Source organism: Phycisphaerae bacterium (genome assembly GCA_018003015.1).
In the GTDB taxonomy this organism is placed as follows: domain Bacteria; phylum Planctomycetota; class Phycisphaerae; order UBA1845; family PWPN01; genus JAGNEZ01.
Genome location: JAGNEZ010000006.1, coordinates 43137 through 63663 on the forward strand (window position 1 = coordinate 43137; position 20527 = coordinate 63663).

At 62.7% G+C, this 20527-nt stretch carries 14 protein-coding genes; 11 read left to right on the forward strand and 3 right to left on the reverse strand.

The genetic code is table 11. The annotated features are described in order from the left end of the window. Positions 1 to 7: 7 nt before the first annotated feature. The 3 genes from KA354_04265 to acnA form a co-directional block, all read right to left on the reverse strand. Complete coding sequence (locus tag KA354_04265) at positions 8 to 1165, reverse strand: hypothetical protein (GenBank protein MBP7933844.1); 1158 nt, start codon at positions 1163 to 1165, stop codon at positions 8 to 10. A 189-nt stretch (positions 1166 to 1354) separates the two neighbouring features. Further along, positions 1355 to 4858, reverse strand: a complete 3504-nt coding sequence (locus KA354_04270) for a CHASE domain-containing protein (protein ID MBP7933845.1) — start codon at positions 4856 to 4858, stop codon at positions 1355 to 1357. 435 nt (positions 4859 to 5293) lie between these two features. Continuing rightward, positions 5294 to 8020 (reverse strand): aconitate hydratase AcnA, encoded by a 2727-nt coding sequence (gene acnA, locus KA354_04275; protein ID MBP7933846.1) that lies wholly within the window; start codon positions 8018 to 8020, stop codon positions 5294 to 5296. 456 nt (positions 8021 to 8476) lie between these two features. Between acnA and KA354_04280 the strand changes: the two genes are divergently transcribed. From KA354_04280 to KA354_04330, 11 genes are all read left to right on the forward strand, one after another. Then, positions 8477 to 10957, forward strand: a complete 2481-nt coding sequence (locus KA354_04280; protein MBP7933847.1) for a tetratricopeptide repeat protein — start codon at positions 8477 to 8479, stop codon at positions 10955 to 10957. Between the two features lie 4 nt (positions 10958 to 10961). Then, complete coding sequence (gene flgN, locus KA354_04285) at positions 10962 to 11426, forward strand: flagellar export chaperone FlgN (protein ID MBP7933848.1); 465 nt, start codon at positions 10962 to 10964, stop codon at positions 11424 to 11426. Between the two features lie 14 nt (positions 11427 to 11440). Further along, entirely contained in the window at positions 11441 to 12352 is a 912-nt protein-coding gene (locus KA354_04290) for a hypothetical protein (protein MBP7933849.1), read from the forward strand. Between the two features lie 171 nt (positions 12353 to 12523). After that, positions 12524 to 13909, forward strand: coding sequence for a sigma-54-dependent Fis family transcriptional regulator (locus tag KA354_04295; GenBank protein MBP7933850.1), 1386 nt, complete (start codon positions 12524 to 12526; stop codon positions 13907 to 13909). 281 nt (positions 13910 to 14190) lie between these two features. Continuing rightward, entirely contained in the window at positions 14191 to 14625 is a 435-nt protein-coding gene (gene flgB, locus KA354_04300; GenBank protein ID MBP7933851.1) for a flagellar basal body rod protein FlgB, read from the forward strand. An 86-nt stretch (positions 14626 to 14711) separates the two neighbouring features. Further along, a complete protein-coding gene (flgC, locus tag KA354_04305; protein ID MBP7933852.1) occupies positions 14712 to 15122 on the forward strand; it encodes a flagellar basal body rod protein FlgC in 411 nt (136 codons plus the stop codon). A 14-nt stretch (positions 15123 to 15136) separates the two neighbouring features. Further along, a complete protein-coding gene (gene fliE / locus KA354_04310; protein MBP7933853.1) occupies positions 15137 to 15463 on the forward strand; it encodes a flagellar hook-basal body complex protein FliE in 327 nt (108 codons plus the stop codon). Positions 15464 to 15547: 84 nt separating this feature from the next. Next, the gene (locus tag KA354_04315; protein MBP7933854.1) at positions 15548 to 17227 is read left to right on the forward strand and encodes a hypothetical protein; all 1680 of its coding nucleotides are present in this window, start codon (positions 15548 to 15550) and stop codon (positions 17225 to 17227) included. A gap of 21 nt (positions 17228 to 17248) precedes the next feature. Beyond that, complete coding sequence (gene fliG, locus KA354_04320; protein ID MBP7933855.1) at positions 17249 to 18301, forward strand: flagellar motor switch protein FliG; 1053 nt, start codon at positions 17249 to 17251, stop codon at positions 18299 to 18301. 16 nt (positions 18302 to 18317) lie between these two features. Then, positions 18318 to 19088, forward strand: a complete 771-nt coding sequence (locus KA354_04325; protein ID MBP7933856.1) for a hypothetical protein — start codon at positions 18318 to 18320, stop codon at positions 19086 to 19088. Next, on the forward strand, positions 19085 to 20488 hold the full coding sequence (locus KA354_04330) for a FliI/YscN family ATPase (GenBank protein ID MBP7933857.1): 1404 nt from the start codon (positions 19085 to 19087) through the stop codon (positions 20486 to 20488). Before KA354_04325 ends, KA354_04330 begins: the two co-directional genes overlap by 4 nt. The last annotated feature ends 39 nt before the right edge of the window (positions 20489 to 20527 follow it).

Here is a 20527-nt window from a genome sequence, read left to right on the forward strand (position 1 = left end):
CCGGTCCTCAGCTGCAATCCTGCTTTGAGGCAGGAGATCGTCCTCTTGTCGGTTCGGTGGCCTTGTCCAGCCTGTCTGCGGTGTTCCCGCTCTGTAGCTCGGCTGCTGTGGGCATTTCAATGCTGAATCGCGTACCGAGTCCCGGCTCACTGGAGACGTCGATTCTGCCCTGATGAGCTTCAATGATCCGGGCGACGATCGCCAGGCCGAGGCCGGTGCCGGCGCCCTGCGCCTTGGTGGTGAAAAACGGCTCAAAGATGTGCGGGAGGTCGGCCTCGCCGATACCCGTGCCGGTGTCACTGACGGTGAGGATCGCCAGGCGACCCTGGTCGGCAAGCCGGGCCCGGATCACGAGCTTGCCTCCGTCCGGCATGGCGTCGGCGGCGTTGAGCAGCAGGTTGATGAGTACCTGGGCGAACTGGACCCGGTCGGCCAAGATGGTTACCGGCGTTTCGGGGAAGTCGCAGAGCAGTTCAACGCGACATCGATCCAGGCGAGGTCGGACGAAAGCCACGGCTTCGTCGACGAGCTCATTGATTCGCGTGGGCACGGGATGAACGGGCTCATCGCGAGACATGGCCAGCAGTCGCCGGACGATCATCTCCATGCGGTGCAGACCGTTCTCCATCAGGTTGAGCAGCTGACTGACCTGGGCGGCATTGGCGGGATCGCGGCGGATGATGCGGATGCTGTTCTGCAGGCCGTCGAGCGGATTGTTGATTTCATGGGCCACGGTGGCGGCCAGTTCGCCGATCAGCGCGAGCTTCTCGCTGCGAGTCAGTTGCCGCTGGAGCCGGTCCTGTTCGCGGGCGGTTTCGCGGAGTTGGCCCGCCAACTGATCGAGCGAGGCGGCCAGCTTGAGGAAGTCTCCGTCGGGCAAGAAGTGCACTTCCTGGGTCGGGTCGCCGTGGGTAATGGCCTCGGTCGTTTCTCGCAGGGTGTGAAGCCGCCGACGCAGGATGTGGGTGGCGATGTAGGCCACCAGCCAGGCGGCCAGGGTACCGGCGACCAGCATGGCGAGGATCGCTCGCCATTGACCCGGCCAGATGCATACAGCCGCAATCGCCGCCAGCGCGGCGAGAGCGGTGTAGGACGCCACAAGACGGCGGCGGAGACTATGGTGTCGCCAGGGCAGCATGGCGGCTCTATTGTACCGGTGGGCCATCGTCATGTCTTGTGGGGTTGAACGAGTGATGCCGCGGAATCGGCTGTCAAGGAGGAACGCGGCGGGTGGCGGCCTGGCTGAAAGGTCAAGGCGGTGACAGAGCCGACCTCGGCTCGCGGCCTCGTTCACCTCCGTGCTGAATGAGCAGTGGATAAGCGATGCAGGTCGCCCCGCTTTCTGCACCCTGCATCAGGTGTCGGCCATGGTCTTGGATGTTCCCGTCCCCAAGGCGACCCGCTGGGTCTGTCGACGGATCGCTTCAGTCAATTTGCCCATGTCGATGGGCTTGCTGACGTAGTCGTCGCAGCCGGCATCGAGGCACTTCTGGCGATCCTGCTCCATGGCATGGGCGGTCAGGGCGATGATCGGGCCGCGGTACTCGGCCGCGCGGAGCCGCGCGGTGGCCTCGTAGCCGTCTATCTCCGGCATCTGCATGTCCATGAGGATTACGTCAAACGGACGAGAGGGGTCTGCTTGTCTTCGGCCATGTGCCGCGCCCATTGTCCTCTCCACAGCCTCCTGACCATTGGCGACGACCGCGACTGAGGCCCCCGCCTTCCTGAGCAGATGGCGGAACAGGCGCTGATTGTCTGGTCCGTCCTCGGCGAGCAGGATACGGAGCCCCTCCAACGGTCTGGTCTGCGCCACGGTGATGCAGGTCTCCGCGGAGGGCGTGTGCCGCAAGGGCGTTGACTCTCCGACCCAATCCCCTTCCATCATGGTGACGCCGTCGAGCGGGCCGGCCGCCACGGTGGCCCGAAACCGCGTTCCCAGGCCCGGCTGGGTTTCGACGATGACGACATCGCCGCCGAGCAGCTGAGCGAGTCGCCTGCTGATGACCAGGCCCAGGCCGGTTCCACCGTATTGCCGGGTAGTCGAGGTATCCGCTTGGCCAAACGCCTGGAAGAGTCGACTGACCTGCTCCGGTGCCATACCAATCCCCGTATCAATCACGTCGAACTGCATCCGGGCTTCATCGTTCTCGACGATCAGGCGGATCGCCAGCCTCACGCCGCCCACGTCGGTGAACTTGACGGCGTTACCCAGGAGATTGACCAAGATCTGCCGTAGCCGCAACGGATCAGTACGGATAGTCTCGGGGATGGGCCCGACGAACTCGATATCGAAGCCCAGGCCCTTGGCCGTCGCTCGCGCCTGAACCAGGGAGGCCGCCTCGGCAATGATCTGGCAGGGTGAGCAGGGAACCTGCTCGGTGGTCATCTTGTCCGCCTCGATTTTGGAGAGATCGAGGACGTCGTTGATCAGTGCCAGGAGATGCTCGCCGTTACGCCGGATGATGGCAATGGACTCACGCAGTTGATGACCGCCATGGGCGCACTGTTCGGGGCAGGCCTCGCTGATCAGGTCGGCATACCCGAGGATCGCGGTCATCGGAGTGCGGATTTCGTGGCTCATGTTGGCCAGGAACTCACTCTTGGCAGTGTTGGCTCTGGCCGCCTCAATGGCCAGTGACTGTGCGTGGGCCGTGGCCTTCTCGAGAGATCGGTTGGTTTCCTGAATCGCTGCCTCGATCCGCTTGCGTTCGGTGATGTCTCGGGAAACGCCGACGACGGAGAGCACCTCGTCATTTGGGCCCAAGACGGGGGTCACGGCTGCGCTGTGCCAATGCCACGAGCCGTCGGCATGGCGGACGCGGTATTCCGGGATCCGTGCTGTTTCTTTTGTCTGGATGGCTTCGGAGATCTGCTTCATGCAATCAGGAAGGTCGTCCGGGTGAGTGATCCCCTGAGCGAGCGTACCGAGAAGGGATGACGGCTCATGCCCCGTCTCTCGTTTCCAGGATGGAGAGGCGTAGGTGAATATCCCTTCGATGGTCAAGTTGCAGAGCAGATCGGAGGAGTGATCGAGGATCAGGCGGTGCTTTGCCTCGCTCTCGCGCAACGCCGCGGTCCGTGCCTGCACCAGAGTTTCGAGATCGGCCCGGCGGCCGGTCAGGAATGCAGTGAAGGCGGTCAGCACCGCGGTCATCAGCAGTCCCACCAGGGCGGAGATTCGTCCAGCCTGCGCCGGGTGATTCATCAGAAACGACCGCCCCGGATGGACGGTCAACGCGTAGCACTTTCCGAAGACGAACAGAGGAAAGATGCTGGCCAGGTCCGCACCGTCGGAAAGGATTACGCCTTTGCCCGTGCCGTCATTCGATCGCCGCAGGCCGGCCTGACGCGAGGAAGAGGCCAGGAAGCGAGATGGCTGGCCGTTCCGGAGCTGGTGCAAGTCCACAACAAGGAGTGTGCGATCATCCGTTTCCCTGCAAGCCAAGGTGGTCTTGAGGAGCGATTCCAGCCGCAGGACCGCCAGGGCGAAACCGGAAAAGGCTTTGGCCTTTCCTTTCCCGGAGCCCACGGGATGGAACACCAGCACGCTGGTCTTTTGGTCTTCTTCCTGGACCAGAGTCAAGGGCTCGGTGGCCACCGGCAGACTGGTGTCCATCGCCTGCTTCAGTGCGGCCCGTCGGCACGGCTCAGAACCAAGGTCGAAGCCCAAAGCCGCCTCATTGCCGGCCAACGGCTCAACATAGCAGACGGGGTAATACACCTCCCGCCCGACGGCTCGTTCTTGTTGTCCCGCGGCCCCCTTTTGCCAGACGATGAAGTCTTTGAGACCCTCGGCCCGGGCGTGTTCCTCGAGAGTCTCGAGTTCAGCGGCAGGAATCGAAGGAATCCACTCGAGGGCTTGCAGACCGCTCTGCCGCACGATCGGCTCGGAGAAGGTGACGAACTCGTCCCTTTTCACCGTCTCGCAGCCTTCATAAAAGCGGGCGAGGCCGCCGAGCTGATTCTCTCTTAAGTCGCTAAAAGCCTCCACGACGCGGTTCGCCTGGACCTCGGCTAGATGCGAGAACATCGCTCGCCGAGAACGGATCTCGTTGTCGTGGAAAACCGATGTGGTGATGAGCGTCAGCGTCAGGCTGACCACGGCCACGAGATAGGCTTCCACATTTCGCAGCCGCCCCTGGCGATCCAAAGGCAGTCGATCACGCCATCGTAGGGCCAGTATCCCGCTCAGCAGGATAGCCGCTACAACCAGCGCGTATGAGCCCGCAATCAGTCGCTCCCGACGGAGAGTCGCGTGCCAATCGTTGGCGTCGATATCCAGACCTACGGCCAACAGCATGGCGCCCGTGCGCGGGTCAAGCACGGGTGTGTATGCCGAGACAAACGTGCCGTATTCGTCGGTATAGGGGCCTTCGCTGAAGGGCTGGCCGGTTTTGAAGAACTCACGCACTCTCGGTGTGGGTTGCTCGTAGATCGTTCCGGGGGGCGAGGCCTGGGTGTCGCCTTCATCATAGGACTCCGGGCCGAAGAGCAGTGTCTCGTTCCGCTGGGCAATCGTGTAGATCCCTCGGCAGCGAGCCAATGGTCGATAGCTCGCCATCTGCTCATGCAACCGCTGCAGAATTGGGTTGGCCCTGTCGGCCTCGGTGAAGGAGAGACGCTTCACCTGTTCGGGATCGATCGTTCGAGCGATAGCCGCCGCCTGCTGTAGAAGTTCAGCGCGCATTTCGCTGTCTTTGTTCTTCACCCGCCACTCTCCCACCCGCCAGCCGCTGGCCAGGAGGAGGATGATCGCCGCGAGAGCCACCTTGCCTCGGAATCTGGATGGGAAACCGCCGAGTCGCGTTGTCGGCGAGTCACTTGTTGTATTCTCAGACGTGCTGTGTTCCACCATCATAGCGCGGCACGCTCATTCCGGTTGGCGTCGTCCCCGCAGGCGCGGAGAACACGTGACCATGGGCATGGATCCAAGACAGCCAACCCTGTTCCTGTTCTGTCATCGGCACGCGGGCAAGGGGGACTTAGTATCCCTTCTCCTGTCAGCCCGATAACATTCAGCCTGGCCGAACGAAAGGAAATCCGTGCGGACCTCCGGAAGCGAAGACGGATGTCTGTCCTGGCGAGCTACTGCTGACTCAGATTCACCGGTTGGATCGACGGCGCCTTGGGCCCGGTGACCTTGTCGTCACGGGGAATGCTGCGCCATGACGGTCGGTCGTGGACAATGAGATCGTTTTCCTGGTCAGGGCGAGCAGTACCGTCAGGAACATCATCCAATTGAGGTGCTTCACTCGGGGTCGCTTTTGGCCGGCGTCCTGTTTCTTCGTAGGGGTCAATCGCTCTGCTTGAGCAAGCCGCGCAGTACTGTCTGGAGAATGCCGCCGTTGCGGTAGTACTCCACTTCCACGGGGGTGTCGATTCGGCTGGTGGTCGTGAACTCGATCGTTGTACCGTCCTCGCGGCGAACGGCCACGTGGACCTCCTCTCGGGCGCGGATGTCGTCAGCGAGCTTGATGTCGAAGGTTTCACGGCCGGTGAAGCCGAGCGATTCGCGGTTCTGGCCGTTCGTGAACTGCAGCGGCAGCATGCCCATGCCTACCAGGTTGCTGCGATGGATGCGTTCGTAGCTTTCGGCGATCACCGCTCGAACACCCAGGAGCATGGTGCCCTTGGCGGCCCAGTCGCGCGAAGAACCGGCGCCGTACTCCTTGCCGGCCAGTACGATCAGCGGCGTGCCGGTCTCCCGGTACCGCATGGCCGCCTCGAAGATCGACATCTGTTCGCCGCTGGGGAGATGGACGGTTACGCCGCCCTCGGTCCCGGGAGCGAGCATGTTACGCAGGCGGATGTTGGCAAAGGTGCCCCGGACCATCACCCGGTCATTGCCCCGGCGAGCGCCGTAGCTATTGAAGTCGGCCGGCCTGATGCCCAATTGCTGGAGGTATCGGCCAGCGGGGCTGTCCGCCTTGATTGAACCGGCCGGGGAGATGTGGTCAGTGGTGACCGAGTCCCCAAGCACAGCCAGACAGCGGGCCCCGGTGATGGGGTGAGTCGGCGGGGGCTCGGCCGTCATGTTGGTGAAGAACGGCGGCTCCTGGATGTAGGTGCTGTCGGGCTGCCACTGGTAGAAACCACCCCGGCCGGCTGGAATGGCCTGCCACTGCTCCTCGCCCTCGCAGGCTTTGGCATACTGTCGCGTAAACTGCTCCCGGGTCAGACACGTGGCGGTGGCCGCATTGATCTCCTGCTGGCTGGGCCAGATGTCCTTGAGATGGATCTGCTGCCCCGCCGAGTTTTGACCTATCGGCTCGCGGGTCAGGTCCAGATCGATCGTGCCGGCGATCGCGTACGCCACCACGAGTGGCGGGCTGGCCAGGTAGTTCGCCTTGACGTGCGGGTTGATCCGACCCTCAAAGTTGCGGTTGCCGCTCAGAACCGAGCACGCCACCAGATCGCCTGTGCCGATTGCGGCGGCCACCGCAGCCGGTAGCGGTCCGCTGTTTCCGATGCAGGTCGCGCACCCGTAACCCACCGTGTGGAAGCCAAGCTTCTCCAGGTAGGGCGTCAGACCGGCCTTTTCGAGGTAGTCGGTGACCACCCGCGAGCCGGGTGCCAGGCTTGTCTTGACGTGCGGCTTCACGCTCAGCCCTTTCTCCACGGCCTTCTTGGCCAGGATGCCTGCGCCAAGCATCACCGAGGGGTTGGAGGTGTTCGTGCAGCTCGTGATCGAAGCGATGACCACGGTTCCGTGACCGATTTCGGCTACCTCGCTATCCAGTTGCAGTGGGACCTTGCGGGTGAACGCGGACTCGCCGAGTCCGAAACCTCGTGCCGCGACCGGAGTGGTTAACGCGGAGCGGAACGCCTGCTTAACCTGATGCAGGGCTACTCGATCCTGAGGCCGCTTGGGACCCGCCAAGCTGGGTTCGATCGTGCTGAGGTCCAGCGTCAGCGTGTCTGTGAACACGGGGGCAGGAGTCTGGTCGGTACGAAACAGTCCCTGCTCCTTGCAGTAGCGCTCGACCAGATCGATCAGCTCGGCCGGACGACCCGACAGTTGCAGGTACCTTAGCGTCTCCTCGTCCACCGGGAAGAAACCCATGGTTGCCCCGTATTCAGGGGCCATGTTGGCCACGGTGGCTCGGTCGGGCAGTGACATGTGGGTCATTCCTGGCCCGAAGAACTCGATGAACTTGCCCACGACGCCTTTCTTTCTAAGCATCTCTGTAACGGTCAGGACCAGATCTGTGGCTGTCACCCCCTCAGGCAGCCGCCCGACCAGCTCGAAACCGATTACTTCGGGTGTCAGCATGTAGATCGGCTGGCCCAGCATCACCGCCTCGGCTTCGATTCCGCCGACGCCCCAGCCGACTACGCCTAGTCCGTTGATCATCGTGGTGTGGCTGTCAGTTCCCACCAGGCTGTCGGGGTATGCGGTGGGAGGGGCGGGTGGTCCTGCTTTCTTGGTCAGGACCACGCTGGCCAGGTGTTCGAGGTTGACCTGGTGAACGATGCCGGTAGCCGGCGGCACGACGCGGAGGTTGCTGAAGGCCTGCTGGCCCCACTTGAGAAACTCGTAGCGCTCGCGATTGCGTCGAAACTCGAGGCGTTTGTTCTCCGCGAACGCGTTTGGAGATGCAAAAGCGTCAACCTGGACGGAGTGGTCGATCACCAGATCACAGGGTACCTGGGGATTGATTTTTCCCGGGTCGCCGCCGAGCCTCCGCATGGCCGATCGCAGGGCGGCCAGGTCCACCACGCTGGGAACACCGGTGAAGTCCTGAAGAATCACCCTTCCCGGTTTGAAAGGCAGCTCGGAAGGGGCGGGCTTCGGCGCATTCCAGGCGGCTAGCCGCGTAACATCCTCGGCGGTGACCTGGAAGCCGTCGAGGTTACGTAACATGCTTTCTAGTAGGACCTTAATGGAGAATGGGAGGTGGTCAATGAGGCCGAGTCCGCTCTCCGCCAGTTTGCCGAGTCGGTAGATCCGAACTGGTCCCGCTTTGCTGGTGATGGTGGCCGCCGAGCCCAAGGGGTCGGGATTGGCTTGCCGTGGCATAGGCTGCTCCGCTTTCAACGCCGTTTGGATGTCCGACGGACAACACTCCGTCGCGAATTGTAGCGTGCTTCGCCTTTTTTCATATGAGCGTAAAAAAATGCGCTGGAGTTGGTGCGTTCTCAGCTTGAGCTTGAGTTGTTCTGGTGGACCGTTCGCTGGGATCGATACTTACGACTGAGCCGAGTACCTGGGACGTCTCCAGGACAGCCAGTCGCGCAGAATACGCCGAGATGTCCTTATATCAAGCGGATCAGTATTGCCGGCGTAGCCTGGGAGCTCGCTCGGCCCCCAAATCCGCGCCCTTGCCCCTGTTGCCAGTTCAAGAGAAGCCCTTGCAGAAGCGGGTAATCCCCCTCAACCGATTCGGCAAGAATTGCCGACAGATGCATCCTCGGGGACGGTGAGGCTCCAGCCTCGGCGTTGGTCAGGATGACCGTTCCAGCAGGGAAGCTCAGGATGAGCGACGTATCTCAAGCAGTGACGCTAGGTCGCCAGTTGGCGGGGCGATGGCAGATTCCGCTGTTCGTCGTCGGGCTGGCCCTGCTCGGCGCCGGTGTCTGGCGGATGCGTCCGCCGGTCAAGGTCGCCTCCTTCGACGAGTTGTTCGGCTCTGTCGTCGCGCTCAAGGATGCTGGTCTCTACGCTGAGGCCAGCCAGGCGATCGAGCTCATGTTCCAGCGCAAGAACCTCCAGGTTGATGAGAAGCGGCGTCTTCACCGGCTGATGGCCGAGGTCATCCACGCCCATGAGTCCGGCAACAGCGTCCACGGCGTGTCGAATCTCAAGACGATCATCAATCACTCGGATACGGCTATGGAGCAGGGGGAACCGAGTGATGCCGGTTTGCATCGGATGCGGGCGGAGGCTTTCGAATGGCAGGGTCTGGCGGACCAGGCTGTCGAGGAGTACCGCAAGGCTCTCGCCCAGAACGTTGCCGACGCCTGGGTGGTGAAAAAGCGGATTCTCGACATCGAGCGGCAGGCAAGTAGGTTGAAGCCGGAGGATGAGTTGTCGGAGCTTGATGCTTTCGTTGCCGCTCCGGACATCAGCGACGACCTGCGCTACTGGGCGGCAGAGCGCAAAATGTCGCTGCTGTCGGATATAGGCAGGCATGAGGAAGCAGCTGGTTTCCTGGGCGCATACGCCGATCGTTTCACCGAAGGCGCCATGAGCGACCACTACGCCTACCTGCAGGCCTTGGCACATTTCCACCTGGGCCAATTGGACGAGAGCGAGCTGCAATTGCGAGCCCTTCGCGATCGGTTGGTGCCCGGCCACGCAATCTATGCGCGGGCTGGCTGGTTGTTGGGCAGGATTCAGCAGTCGTACCAGGCCTCGCCGTCGGCCCTGGCCACATTCGATGACGTTCTGGCCAAGACCAGCCCGAGCCCGTATCGAACGCTGGCCATTCTGGGACGAGCCGAGGCGCTCGCCGATCTCGAGCGCTATGACGAATCGGTTGAGGCCTTTCGCGAGGTGATCCGTCTTGCCTCGGAGTCGAAGTACGGCTCGGAAGTGGACCTGCAGGTTGTTCGGCAGACGATGACGGTGCTTTCCGAATCGCTCCGAACTGCAGGGCGGCTGCAGGAAGCCATGGCCTATTTGCGTCTTGCTTCGAGGCTGGCACCGCCGGCCGATCAGCAACTGCAGGCCATTTACGCGGCACGGACTGCGGATCTGGCTTACCTGCTGGGGCAGCGGGCTCGTGGTCAGCTCAAGCCAGGGGCGAGGGCGGCCAAAGGCGACGTCGAACAAGTCCGTAAGTACTTCCTCGAGGCCGCCGAGCAGCACTTGCGTTTGGCCAAGTTGAAGGCTGCGGATGAGCAGACTTCGACGACGGCAACCTGGCGGGCGGCGGATGCCCTGGATGAAGCTGGTGAACGATCGCGACGCGCGGAAGTGTTCGAGGCCTACATTCAGCAGCACCTGCGGCAGCAGCCACCCAGCGACAAGGTCCCAGAGGCTCTTCTTCGCCTGGGCCAGACCTATCAGGCGATGGGTGAATATGCGAAGGCCATCGAGTCCTATCAGCGAAACCTGGTCGATTTCCCCAGAACTTACTGGGCGGTGCAATCGCTTGTGCCCCTGGCTGAGTGTTTCGCAGACACCCGTCAGCTCGACAAAGCGGAGAAGACGCTCCTGCGGATCGTGGAGCGCCAGGCAGGTGACTCCCTGGCCTTGATCGAGCCCGCGGCCCAGGAATACCGCGACGCGCTATTCAAGCTGGGGGACTTGTACAATCGGAACGGTGACTACGAAAAGGCGATCGCTCGATACGAGGAAGTGATCGATCGCTATCCCGATGATCCGCGTACCGACCAGGCGACATTCCTCCTGGCCAACGCCTATCGGCGTAGCGCTATTCGCATGCGCGAGGACTGGAAGGACCCGCGCAACCTGGCCCACAAGGACGAGTTGAAAGTCGCCCACCAGAAGCGCCTCGCCCGGGCCGAGCAGCTCTTCGGCCAGGTGATCGGGCGATACCAGGCTCGTCCGAAGGACTCACTGAGCGAACTCGATCACCTCCATCAGAAGCTGAGCTACTTCTACCGGGCGGACGCCGTGTACGACCGGACCTACGCGGACGATCCGGCCGATCTTCGGCCATATATTGAGTCCATGCAGAAGTACGACGAAGCGGCCTGGCTCTATCAGCAGGATCCGATGGCTCTGTCGGCCCACGTGCAGATCATTAACTGCAACGTTCGAACGGGGCGAATCCAGGAGGCTCGCAAGGCTCTGCAGAGAGCCGGGTGGGCACTCAGGAACATACCGGACGAGAACTTCGACCCGTCGCTGCCTGGCAACGGTCGCAAGTACTGGGAGGATTACTTCGCCTGGCTCGGCCAGATGCCGATGCTGTCGGCCGACGAGACGCAGGTTTCACCGGTGATCGGCCAGTCAGCGGCCAGTCAGCCGACCAGCATGGGAGGATAGGACGATGGTGGCACAGCAGACGAAGCTCGATTCGACGACGTTGATCGCCCTGCTCACGGAACAGCGATCGCTGTATTCACAGCTTGGCGAGCTGGCAGGTACCCAACGTGGTCTGATTACGGGCGGGGAACCCGAACGGCTGCTGTCGGTTCTTGGTGAGCGGCAGAAACTGGTCGACCGGCTGGATGCTCTGGGCGGTCGTCTGAGACCCTATCTCGAGGGCTGGAAGGCATTCCGAACGACGATGACCCCCGCCGATACTCTTCGCGTCAATCGTCTGCTTGGTGAAGTGAACACTATGCTGACCGGTATCCTCGAGAAGGACAAAGCCGACGCCCAATTACTGGCCGCGCGCAAGAGTTGCACCGCCAAGGCCATCGAAACGGTGACCATCGGTCGGCAGGTCGGGGCGGCCTATGTGGCCAATGCGTACCAGACACGGCCGAGCCGGGATTGGAGCGACGAATGAGCCCTACGGCGACGATGCCGGACAGATGCGGAGTAGCCGGTCGACAGCCACCTGGCATGGGCTTGGCTGGGGCCGCGGTCGCGGACTTGACTCCTCGTGAGCGTGAACTCGGCGCGATCATTGACGCATACAACCAGGTGACCGAGCAGCTCAAGCTGTCTCATGACAGGCTAAGCAGGGAGGTGGTCCGTCTTCGCGAGGAGCTGGCTGACAAGAACCGCTTGCTGCGTCGGCGGGAGCGATTGGCGGCCCTGGGCGAGTTGGCCGCGGGCGTGGCCCATGAAATCCGCAATCCGCTGGGCGGCATCGGCTTGTTCGCCTCGCTGCTTCGACGTGATCTGAAGGATCGGCCGGAATCCCTGCGAGTGGTGGACAGAATCATCAAGGGTGTGAGTTCGCTGGAGTCCGTGGTGACGGATATTCTCGAGTTCGGCCGGCCGCCCAAGGCGATGCCCGGCCGAGTCCAGCTAGACACCGTGGTTCGGGAGACCATCGAGCTGGCGGCGGTGAGAAGTCAACGGCTGCAGATCGAGGTGATCGCGGAACACAACCTGGAGGACGTGGAGCTGGTGACTGATGCGGCCATGCTGCAGCGGGCCTTGCTCAACCTGCTGTTCAATGCGATCGAGGCCGCCGCCCAGTCGCCTCCGCCTCGCCGGGTGACCGTCCGGCTGCAGGGCGTCGACGCCGATTACGTCGCCTTGACCGTCGCTGATAGCGGGCCGGGTATCCCCGAGGAACTCCTGGACCGGATCTTCAATCCGTTCTTCACGACCAAAGACACCGGGACTGGCCTGGGATTGTCCATCGTCCATCAGATCGCCGAAACGCTGGGGGGGAGCGTTCAAGCGGCCAACCGCGCAGGCGGGGGGGCGGTGTTCACGCTTCGGGTGGCGAGGAATGGCGTGCGGGTGAGTGATGAGTGACGAAAGACATGAGTGTATTGGAGGTTTTGAGCTCGGCGGGCTCAGTCAGGCCGAGGGATACTCGGGTCTGCCCTTGGGCTGCTCCTCGGTCGACGGGCAGGGCCGGTTCATCGACCGATCGCTGAAGACCGAACGTCTGAAGCTGACAACTCGTCATGGAGGTTTTGTCGCATGGGACGCATTTGTATCGTGGATGATAACGAGATGCTCCGTGAGTCGGTGGCGGAGACGCTGACTCGTGACGATCATCTGGTGTCGACGTTCGCGGACCCGACCGAGGCATTGCGAGCCATCAAGGACGGTACTTTCGAGTGCGTCATCACCGATTTGAAGATGCCGGGCATGGACGGCGTCAGCCTGCTTCGCGAGTTGCGTTCGGCCGGGTGTGAGGCTTCGGTCATTCTTATGACTGCCTTTGGCAGCGTTGAATCGGCCGTCCAGGCCATGAAACTCGGAGCGTTCGACTATATTCAGAAGCCGTTCGACGCGGACCAGCTCTGCATGGTTGTCGATCGGGCGATCCAGAACGCGGTGCTGCGCAGCGAGAACGAAGCCCTCAAGCGATCGCTCACCGACGGCGATGAGCGGGTCATGGTGGGTGAGTCATCGGCCATCCGAGTGCTCCGTGACACCGCTGGGCGGGTTGCACCGAGCGGGAACACGGTCCTGATCCAGGGCGAATCCGGCACAGGCAAGGAACTGCTGGCCCGTGCCGTTCACCGTTCGTCTCCCCGAGCCGATCGCCCGATGCTCTGCCTGAATTGCGCCGCCTTGTCCGCCAACCTGCTGGAGAGCGAGCTCTTTGGTCACGAACGGGGGGCCTTCACCGGCGCCGACCGGGTCCGCAAGGGCCGCTTCGAGCTGGCCGACGGCGGCACGTTGCTGCTCGACGAGGTCAGTGAGATTCCCATGCCCCTTCAGGCCAAGCTGCTTCGCGTACTCCAGGAGCGGCAGTTCGAGCGCGTGGGCAGCAGTGTGACCCGGAGCATCGATGTTCGTGTCATTGCCACGACGAACCGCAATCTGATCGACTGGGTCGCGCGGAAGCGGTTCCGCGAGGATTTGTATTTCCGGCTGAGCGTGCTGCCTATCGTGGTACCGCCGCTGCGTGAACGCCGGGAGGATGTCCCCCTGCTGGTGGATCATTTCCTCGGTCGGGCGGCCAGTCGGGCCGGACGGCCCAAGCTTCGAGTCGATGATCGGGCGATGAGTCTGCTGGTTAACTACGACTGGCCAGGTAATGTCCGCGAGCTGGAGAACTTGTGCGAACGAGCGTCGGTTCTGGTCCTCGACGGTCTGCTTACCGTGCAACTGGTTTCCCCATGGCTCAGTGGCATTCGCCGTGTGGAAACGCTCGATCAGCAGTTCCGTCCTGGTCATCTGCTCGAAGACCTGGAGAGGCAGATGATCGAGAAGACCCTCAAGGAATGCGGCGGCCACCGCGCCAAGACGGCAGCTGCCCTGGGGATCGGGGTGCGGACGCTCGGGCTCAAGCTGAAGCAGTGGCGGGAGGCGCAGGCTCGCGAACAGGCGGCCGGATACAAGCTGACGGGATGACGGATCGGCCTGTCTGGGGTGTGGATGACCGAGGGTGAAACCGGTGAAACGGAAGGCCCGGAGACGCCAAGCGTGGGAGTTGGGGGTGGGCATGGTGAGAAGCGCAGGATTTGCGCTGAAGCGCAAGTCTCGGCAGCCTGTGGCAGGTCCGGACCCTGCTGGGAGGCCTGGATGTTAATCCGGGTAATCTGGCATCGCTCGTGCAGGGGGTGGATGGCGTGATGACTCTGTGCCTGCGCACGGACCGGCCGGCGTGTTGCCGGGCGGAAAGAGGTGGTGCGATGTTCCTGACGGACTTGGCGAATAGTGGGCCGATACCCGTGCTCGAGAAGCTAGCCGCCTTTACTGAAGCTCGCCAGCGGATGCTGGCCGAGAACATCGCCAACATCGACAACCCGGAGTATCGCGCGAAGCAATTGGACCCCAAGACGTTCCAGGAATCGCTTCGCAAGGCGCTGCACGCCCGGCGAGAGAACCCGACCAGCGGCTTTGTACTGAAGGGAACCGACGAGATACGGCAGGACGAACAGGGCCATCTGGTGGTTAACCCCAGTGAAGTGCCCGCCGAGAACGTGTTGTTCCATGACCACACCAACGCTCGGGTCGAGCGGCAGATGGCGGCCATGGCCGAGAACACCATGATGCATCAGGCGGCGATCGAGCTGCTTCGCTCGAGATTCGAGGGGCTGAAGGCGGCCATCCGGGGGCAGAGCTAGTCGGCGGATGTCGTGAAGGCGCTGCCCTGGAGCGGATAGCCGGCGTGGCGATGGGTTTCTGAGAAGGAAGGCAGAAGGATCATCGGATGTTCGGTTCACTGGATATCAGCACATCGGGATTGGTGGCCCAGCGAATTCGGTTGGATACGATTGCGGGCAACATCGCCAATGCTCAGGCGACCAGCCGTGCCGATGGCCAACCGGGGCCGTACAAGCGGCGCATGGCGGTTTTCCAGACCGGGGATGGCCGAGGCGGCCCAGGTGTCCACGTGGCCGGGATCAAGGAGGACCCCAGTCGGGGAATCCTGCTTTCGATGCCTGGTCATCCCGACGCCATCAAGTCGGGGCCAGACAAGGGCAAGGTCGAGATGCCGAACGTCGATCACGGGACGGAGATGATCAACGCGATGCTCGCCTCGCGGGCGTACGAGGCCAACGTTACGGCCATGGAGGCGACCAAGGACATGATTTCATCCACCCTGCGGCTCATCGCCTAGGGTGAAGGAGAAGCATGATGGCTGATCCGCTGAGCATAAACACCCTGCAAACGAGTCAGATCGGGCCGATCAGTCCGTCGACTCGAACCGACCAGGCCGGCCCGACGACGACCGCCGACGGCAAGTCGTTCAAGGACGTTTTGATGGACAACCTCAGCGAGGTGAACCGTTTGCAGCAGGAAGCGCAAGATGGGATCGAACGTGTGGCCACAGGGCAGACGGACAATCTGGCCGAGGTGCTGACCGCGGTCAAGAAGGCCGACGTGGCTTTCAGCATGCTTATGGAGATGCGTAACAAACTCGTGGATGCGTACCGCGAGGTTCAGCAGATGAGAGTGTAGAGGCGGCGGGGAAGGGCTTGATCGGGCCCGGGATGGATAGGAACTTCGGCCGGCAGGAGGCCGGCCTGACAGGAGCATGAGGAAATGGAATTCCTTAGAAAGCTCATCGCACAGACGGGAGCCCACCTCAAGGGGTTGACGGTTTCGCAGCGTTTGGCCGTCGGCTCGTGTGCTGTCCTGATCGTGGTGGCCCTGGGCTACCTGGTTCACTGGGCGAGCACGCCGTCCATGGTGGCCCTGCTCGATCAGCCGATGACCGCGCAGGAGGTCAGCCAGATCGAGCAGAAGTTGACCACCATGGGCGCGACGCACAAGACGGTCAACGGCACGATCCTGGTCCCGACGGCCGACCGTGTTCGCCTGTACGCCCAATTGGCTCAATCGCAGTCGTTGCCTCGCGACACCAGCATCGGATTCAACGAACTCATCAAGGAAGGCAGCGTCTGGGCAAGCAGCGGGGAGAAGGATCGCCAGTGGTCCGTGGCCCTGCAGAACCAGTTGGCTCAGGTACTCCGCGAATTCGACGGGATCGAGGATGCCCGGGTCTTCATCAACAATGCCACGAAGCGCGGTATCGGCCAGCCGTCGGTCGTTCCGACGGCCAGCGTGTTTGTGCGGCCCAAAGGCGGGCTGGAATTCGGCCGAGACCGAATCGCCGCCATCGCCAATATGGTCAGCGGAGCGGTTAGCGGGTTGGATCCCACTCAGGTCAAGATCACGGACATGGTCCGTTCGTATACCCTGCCCAAGCCCGAGGAGGCCGCCGACACCGCCAGCCTGGAGGCCCGCCAGAGAAGTGAAGCCTACTTCGCAAACAAGATCAGGGAACTCTACGCCAGCATTCCTGGTCTTCTGGTAGCCGTTCACGCCCGCTTGGACGATCAGACCACATCGATGGTCGAGCGCAAATTCGGCAGGCCGGTGCTCAAACGCGACAAGTCGGACACCATGACGCAGAGTCGAGGGCTGACCAGCGAGGAACCGGGCGTCAATCCCAACACCTCAGTGGCTATTGCCGGAGGTGGTGCTCCTCTGGAGAGCACGGAGAAGAACACTGCGGAGACCGAATACGATGCCCAGGTTGACAGCACGGTGACCACGACCGAGAAACGTCCCAACGGAATCAAGGATCTGTTCGCCTCGGTGAACGTACCGCGCAGCTACCTGGCCGCCATCTTCAAGAGACAGAACAACGGCAAGGACCCGACCGACACGGAACTGAACACCTTCGCAGAACCCGAACTCGCCAAAATGAAGGGCCAGGTTCGCCGCGTGCTCGGGCTGACCACCAAGGAGTCGGCTGACGAGCAGATTGAGGTGACCTGGATTCACGACGACGCGACCATCCAGATGGGGCAGCCGGTTGAGGCCGGCCAGTCGGAGGGTGTTCTCTCGCTGGTCAAGGCCAACGGCGGCAAGGTGGGCCTGGGGGCTCTGGCCGTGCTGAGTCTGCTGATGATGCTCATGATGGTCCGTCGGGTGAGCGAAGGACCAGTGCTGCCGGGCGAGGAACCACCGATGCCTCAGGTGATCCGCATCAAGAGCGGTAAGAAGAAGGGGGCGGTCGAGGAGATTGACCTCACCGTGGCCGAGGAGCCGATCGGCGAGGCGGCCCTTTCCGACTCGCTGCTGGTCGGCAAGGAGATCGATGAGTCCACCTTGCATCGTCAGAAGGTGGTGGATCAGGTGGTGGAGATGATCAACGACGATCCCGACGGGTCGGTCGGGATTCTGAAGCGCTGGATCGACGCGGAGCAGAAGTAGTCTTTCGTCGGTGGAGAGACCATGGCAGGTGCCAAGAAAGGACGATCTCAGGCTCTGGCGGACGAAGGGCCCCAGGAGTACACCGGCCAACGCAAGGTCGCGGTGTTCCTGCTTGCCGTCGGCCCGGCGGTTGCCGGCAAGCTGATGCGGAATATGGATCGGGAGACGGTTGAGGATCTGACCCGTGAGATCGCTTCCCTGGGAGTGGTTCCTCCGGAGAAGAGCCAGGCCATCGTCGAGGAGTTCTACAACGTTGCCCTGGCCAAGCAGTACGCCAACGAGGGGGGGTTGAACTACGCCAAGATGGTGCTCGAGCAGGCCCTGCCCAAGGAAGAGGCCGTGAAGGTGATGCAGCAGATCGAGCACCAGGTCCATCAGCAGCCGTTCAGCTTCCTGCAAAAGGCCGAGAGCGAAAACTTGTTGACATTCATGCAGGACGAGCATCCGCAGACCATCGCTCTGATTCTGGCTCACCTGCCCAGCAGCAAGGGCAGCGAGATCCTGGCCGGGCTGCCTCCCGCCAAGCAAATCGAGGTCGTCACTCGGGTGGCCAACATGGAGCAGACCAACCCCGAGGTCATTCGTGAGGTCGAAATGGGCCTGGAGCAGAGGCTCTCCGGGATCGTGTCCCAGCAGTTTCAGAAAGTCGGTGGAGTTGAGGCGGTGGCCGAAATGCTCAACCTCGCCGACCGGGCCACCGAGAAGGGCATCCTCGAGACGCTGGAAGCCGAGGACCCGGAACTGGTTGAGCAGATCCGGCGGCTGATGTTCGTGTTCGAGGATATTCTGCTGGTCAACGACAAGGGCATCCAGTCGGTGCTCAAGGAGATCGATCACGATCAACTTGCCTTGGCGCTGAAGACGGCCAGCGAAGAAATGAAGGAGAAGATCTTCAAGAACATGTCCGAGCGAGCGGCCCTGTTGATCAAGGAAGAGATGGACTACATGGGTCCGGTCCGGTTGAGCGACGTGGAGGGCGCCCAGCAGAAGATCGTGGATGTGGTTCGCCGGCTTGAGGATGCAGGCGAGATCATTCTCCAGGGTCGCGGCGGCGACACGGATATCGTGGTGTAAGTGAACGAGAGGCGGCATGAGTAGACAACCCACTATCATCAAGGCCCGGTCGGCCGGCCCGGAGAGCCTGGGAGCTCGCGCGTTCGTGGTCAACGATGTGCTTCGCGAGGCCCGGGGCGTACTGACCGCCGCACAGAGGAACGCCGCTGAGTTGTGCGAGCAGGCTCGAGCCCAGGTCACGGAGATCAGGGAGCAGGCTCGCCGGGAGGGCCATGAAGCGGGTTTCATCGCCGGTCGCGAGGACGGTCTTAAAGCCGGACGCGACGAGGCATTCGCCTTGGCTCGTCAGGAGTTCGGCGAACAGCAGAGGCTGCTCACTGCTGCCTGCGAGGACCTGATGACGCAGATCGAGGACGGTCGTGCGTTGTGGCTGGCTTCCGCGCGGCAGGACCTGGTCGAACTGGCTATGGCCATTGCCCGGCGCGTGGTTCATCATGTGGGCCAACGGGAACGGGATGTGGTGCTGGCCAACCTCGAGGAAGCCGTTCGCCTGGCCGGTCGTCGTTCGGAAGTGACCCTGGTGGTTCATCCGGCCGATGCCGCCGCCGCCCGATCGTTCGCCGACGGTCTGCTCGGTCGCAGGGATCAATGGAAACACGTCGAGATCGTGGAGGATACACAGATGTCGCCCGGAGGGTGCCGGGTGCATTGGGACAGCGGGGCGGTTGACGCCGCGCTGGAGACCCAGCTCGACCGCATCGCCGATCAGCTCGCCGCTCCGGCCGTGGAGGATCCCGCGGTCGGTGGGAGCGGGGGTTCGACGGGCTTGGCGGGGGTGAGCGGATGAACACCTTCACCGGGGAGATCGACCGCGTGGAGCGGATGTGCACGCCGGCGTTGATCGGCCGGGTGGCCGACGTCATCGGGTTGGCCGTTCGGGTCGAGGGGCTGCCAGCGCCCGTGGGCACGATGTGTGCCATCGATCTGGCCGGCGGCAAGATCGAGGCCCAGGTGGTCGGCTTCAAGGATGACGATGCCATTCTCATGCCGCTGCGAGACACGCTCGGGATCGCTCGCGGCGATCAGGTCACGGCCCTTCCCGACGAGGCGGGTGTCGGCGTCACTGACGCTCTGGTCGGGCGGGTGCTTGATGGCCTTGGGCGACCGATCGACGGCGGTCCACCCCTGCACGCGAAGGCGTACTACCCGCTGTATCGGACGGCTCCCAAGGCCCTCAAACGGCCGCGGATTTCCGAGCCTCTTTCGACGGGCATCCGGGCCATCGACGGTCTGCTGACAGCTGGTCGCGGCCAGCGCATGGGCCTCTTTGCCGGCACCGGTGTCGGCAAGAGCGTCCTCATGGGCATGATCGCCCAGCACACCGATGCCGACGTGGTCGTCGTCGGACTGATCGGTGAACGTGGCCGCGAGGTCAATGAGTTCATTGACAAGGATCTGGGTCCAGTGGGCTGCCGGAAGGCGGTCATGGTGGTCAGTACATCGGACGAGTCGCCGGTGCTTCGCGTGCGTGCGGGTTTCACCGCGACCGCGATTGCCGAGTTCTTCCGCGACCAGGGGAAGGACGTTCTCCTTCTCATGGATTCCGTGACCCGCATCGCCATGGCCCAGCGGCAGATCGGCCTGGCAGCAGGTGAGCCGCCGGCGACCAAGGGGTACACACCCAGCGTGTTCGGGTTGTTTCCCCAGTTGCTGGAGCGGGCCGGGCGCACGCAGCTGGGGAGTATCACTGGGTTCTATACAGTTCTTGTCGAGGCCGACGACATCAATGATCCGGTTGGCGATGCGGTTCGCGGGATCCTCGACGGCCACATCTGGCTGGCAAGGAAACTGGCCAACCAGGCTCACTACCCGGCGATCGGCATCACCGACAGCATCAGCCGTGTCATGGTGGACGTGGTAGATGCAGAGCTGCTCAACGCTGCCCGGCTGGTCGTTCGGATGCTGGCGACGTGGAATGAGATCGAGGACCTGGTGAATATCGGGGCCTACGCCCCCGGATCCAATGCCCAGTTTGACACCGTGATCGAGACCCGGCCGGCAGTGCTGGCGTTTCTTCAGCAGGGAATACGCGAACGGATCGGGTTTGCTCAAGCCCGTGAGCAGCTGATTGCCCTGGCTGATCTGATTGAGCAGACGCGTCAGCGGCTCGGCAGCCGCAACCCGGCGTCGCAAGCGACCGCTGCGCCGCGCCACCCGGCGGCGACGGGTACGGTCGGAGCTCGGTAGAAGGACCGGTGGCGCACCAAGGGATGCGTGCGCCATCGC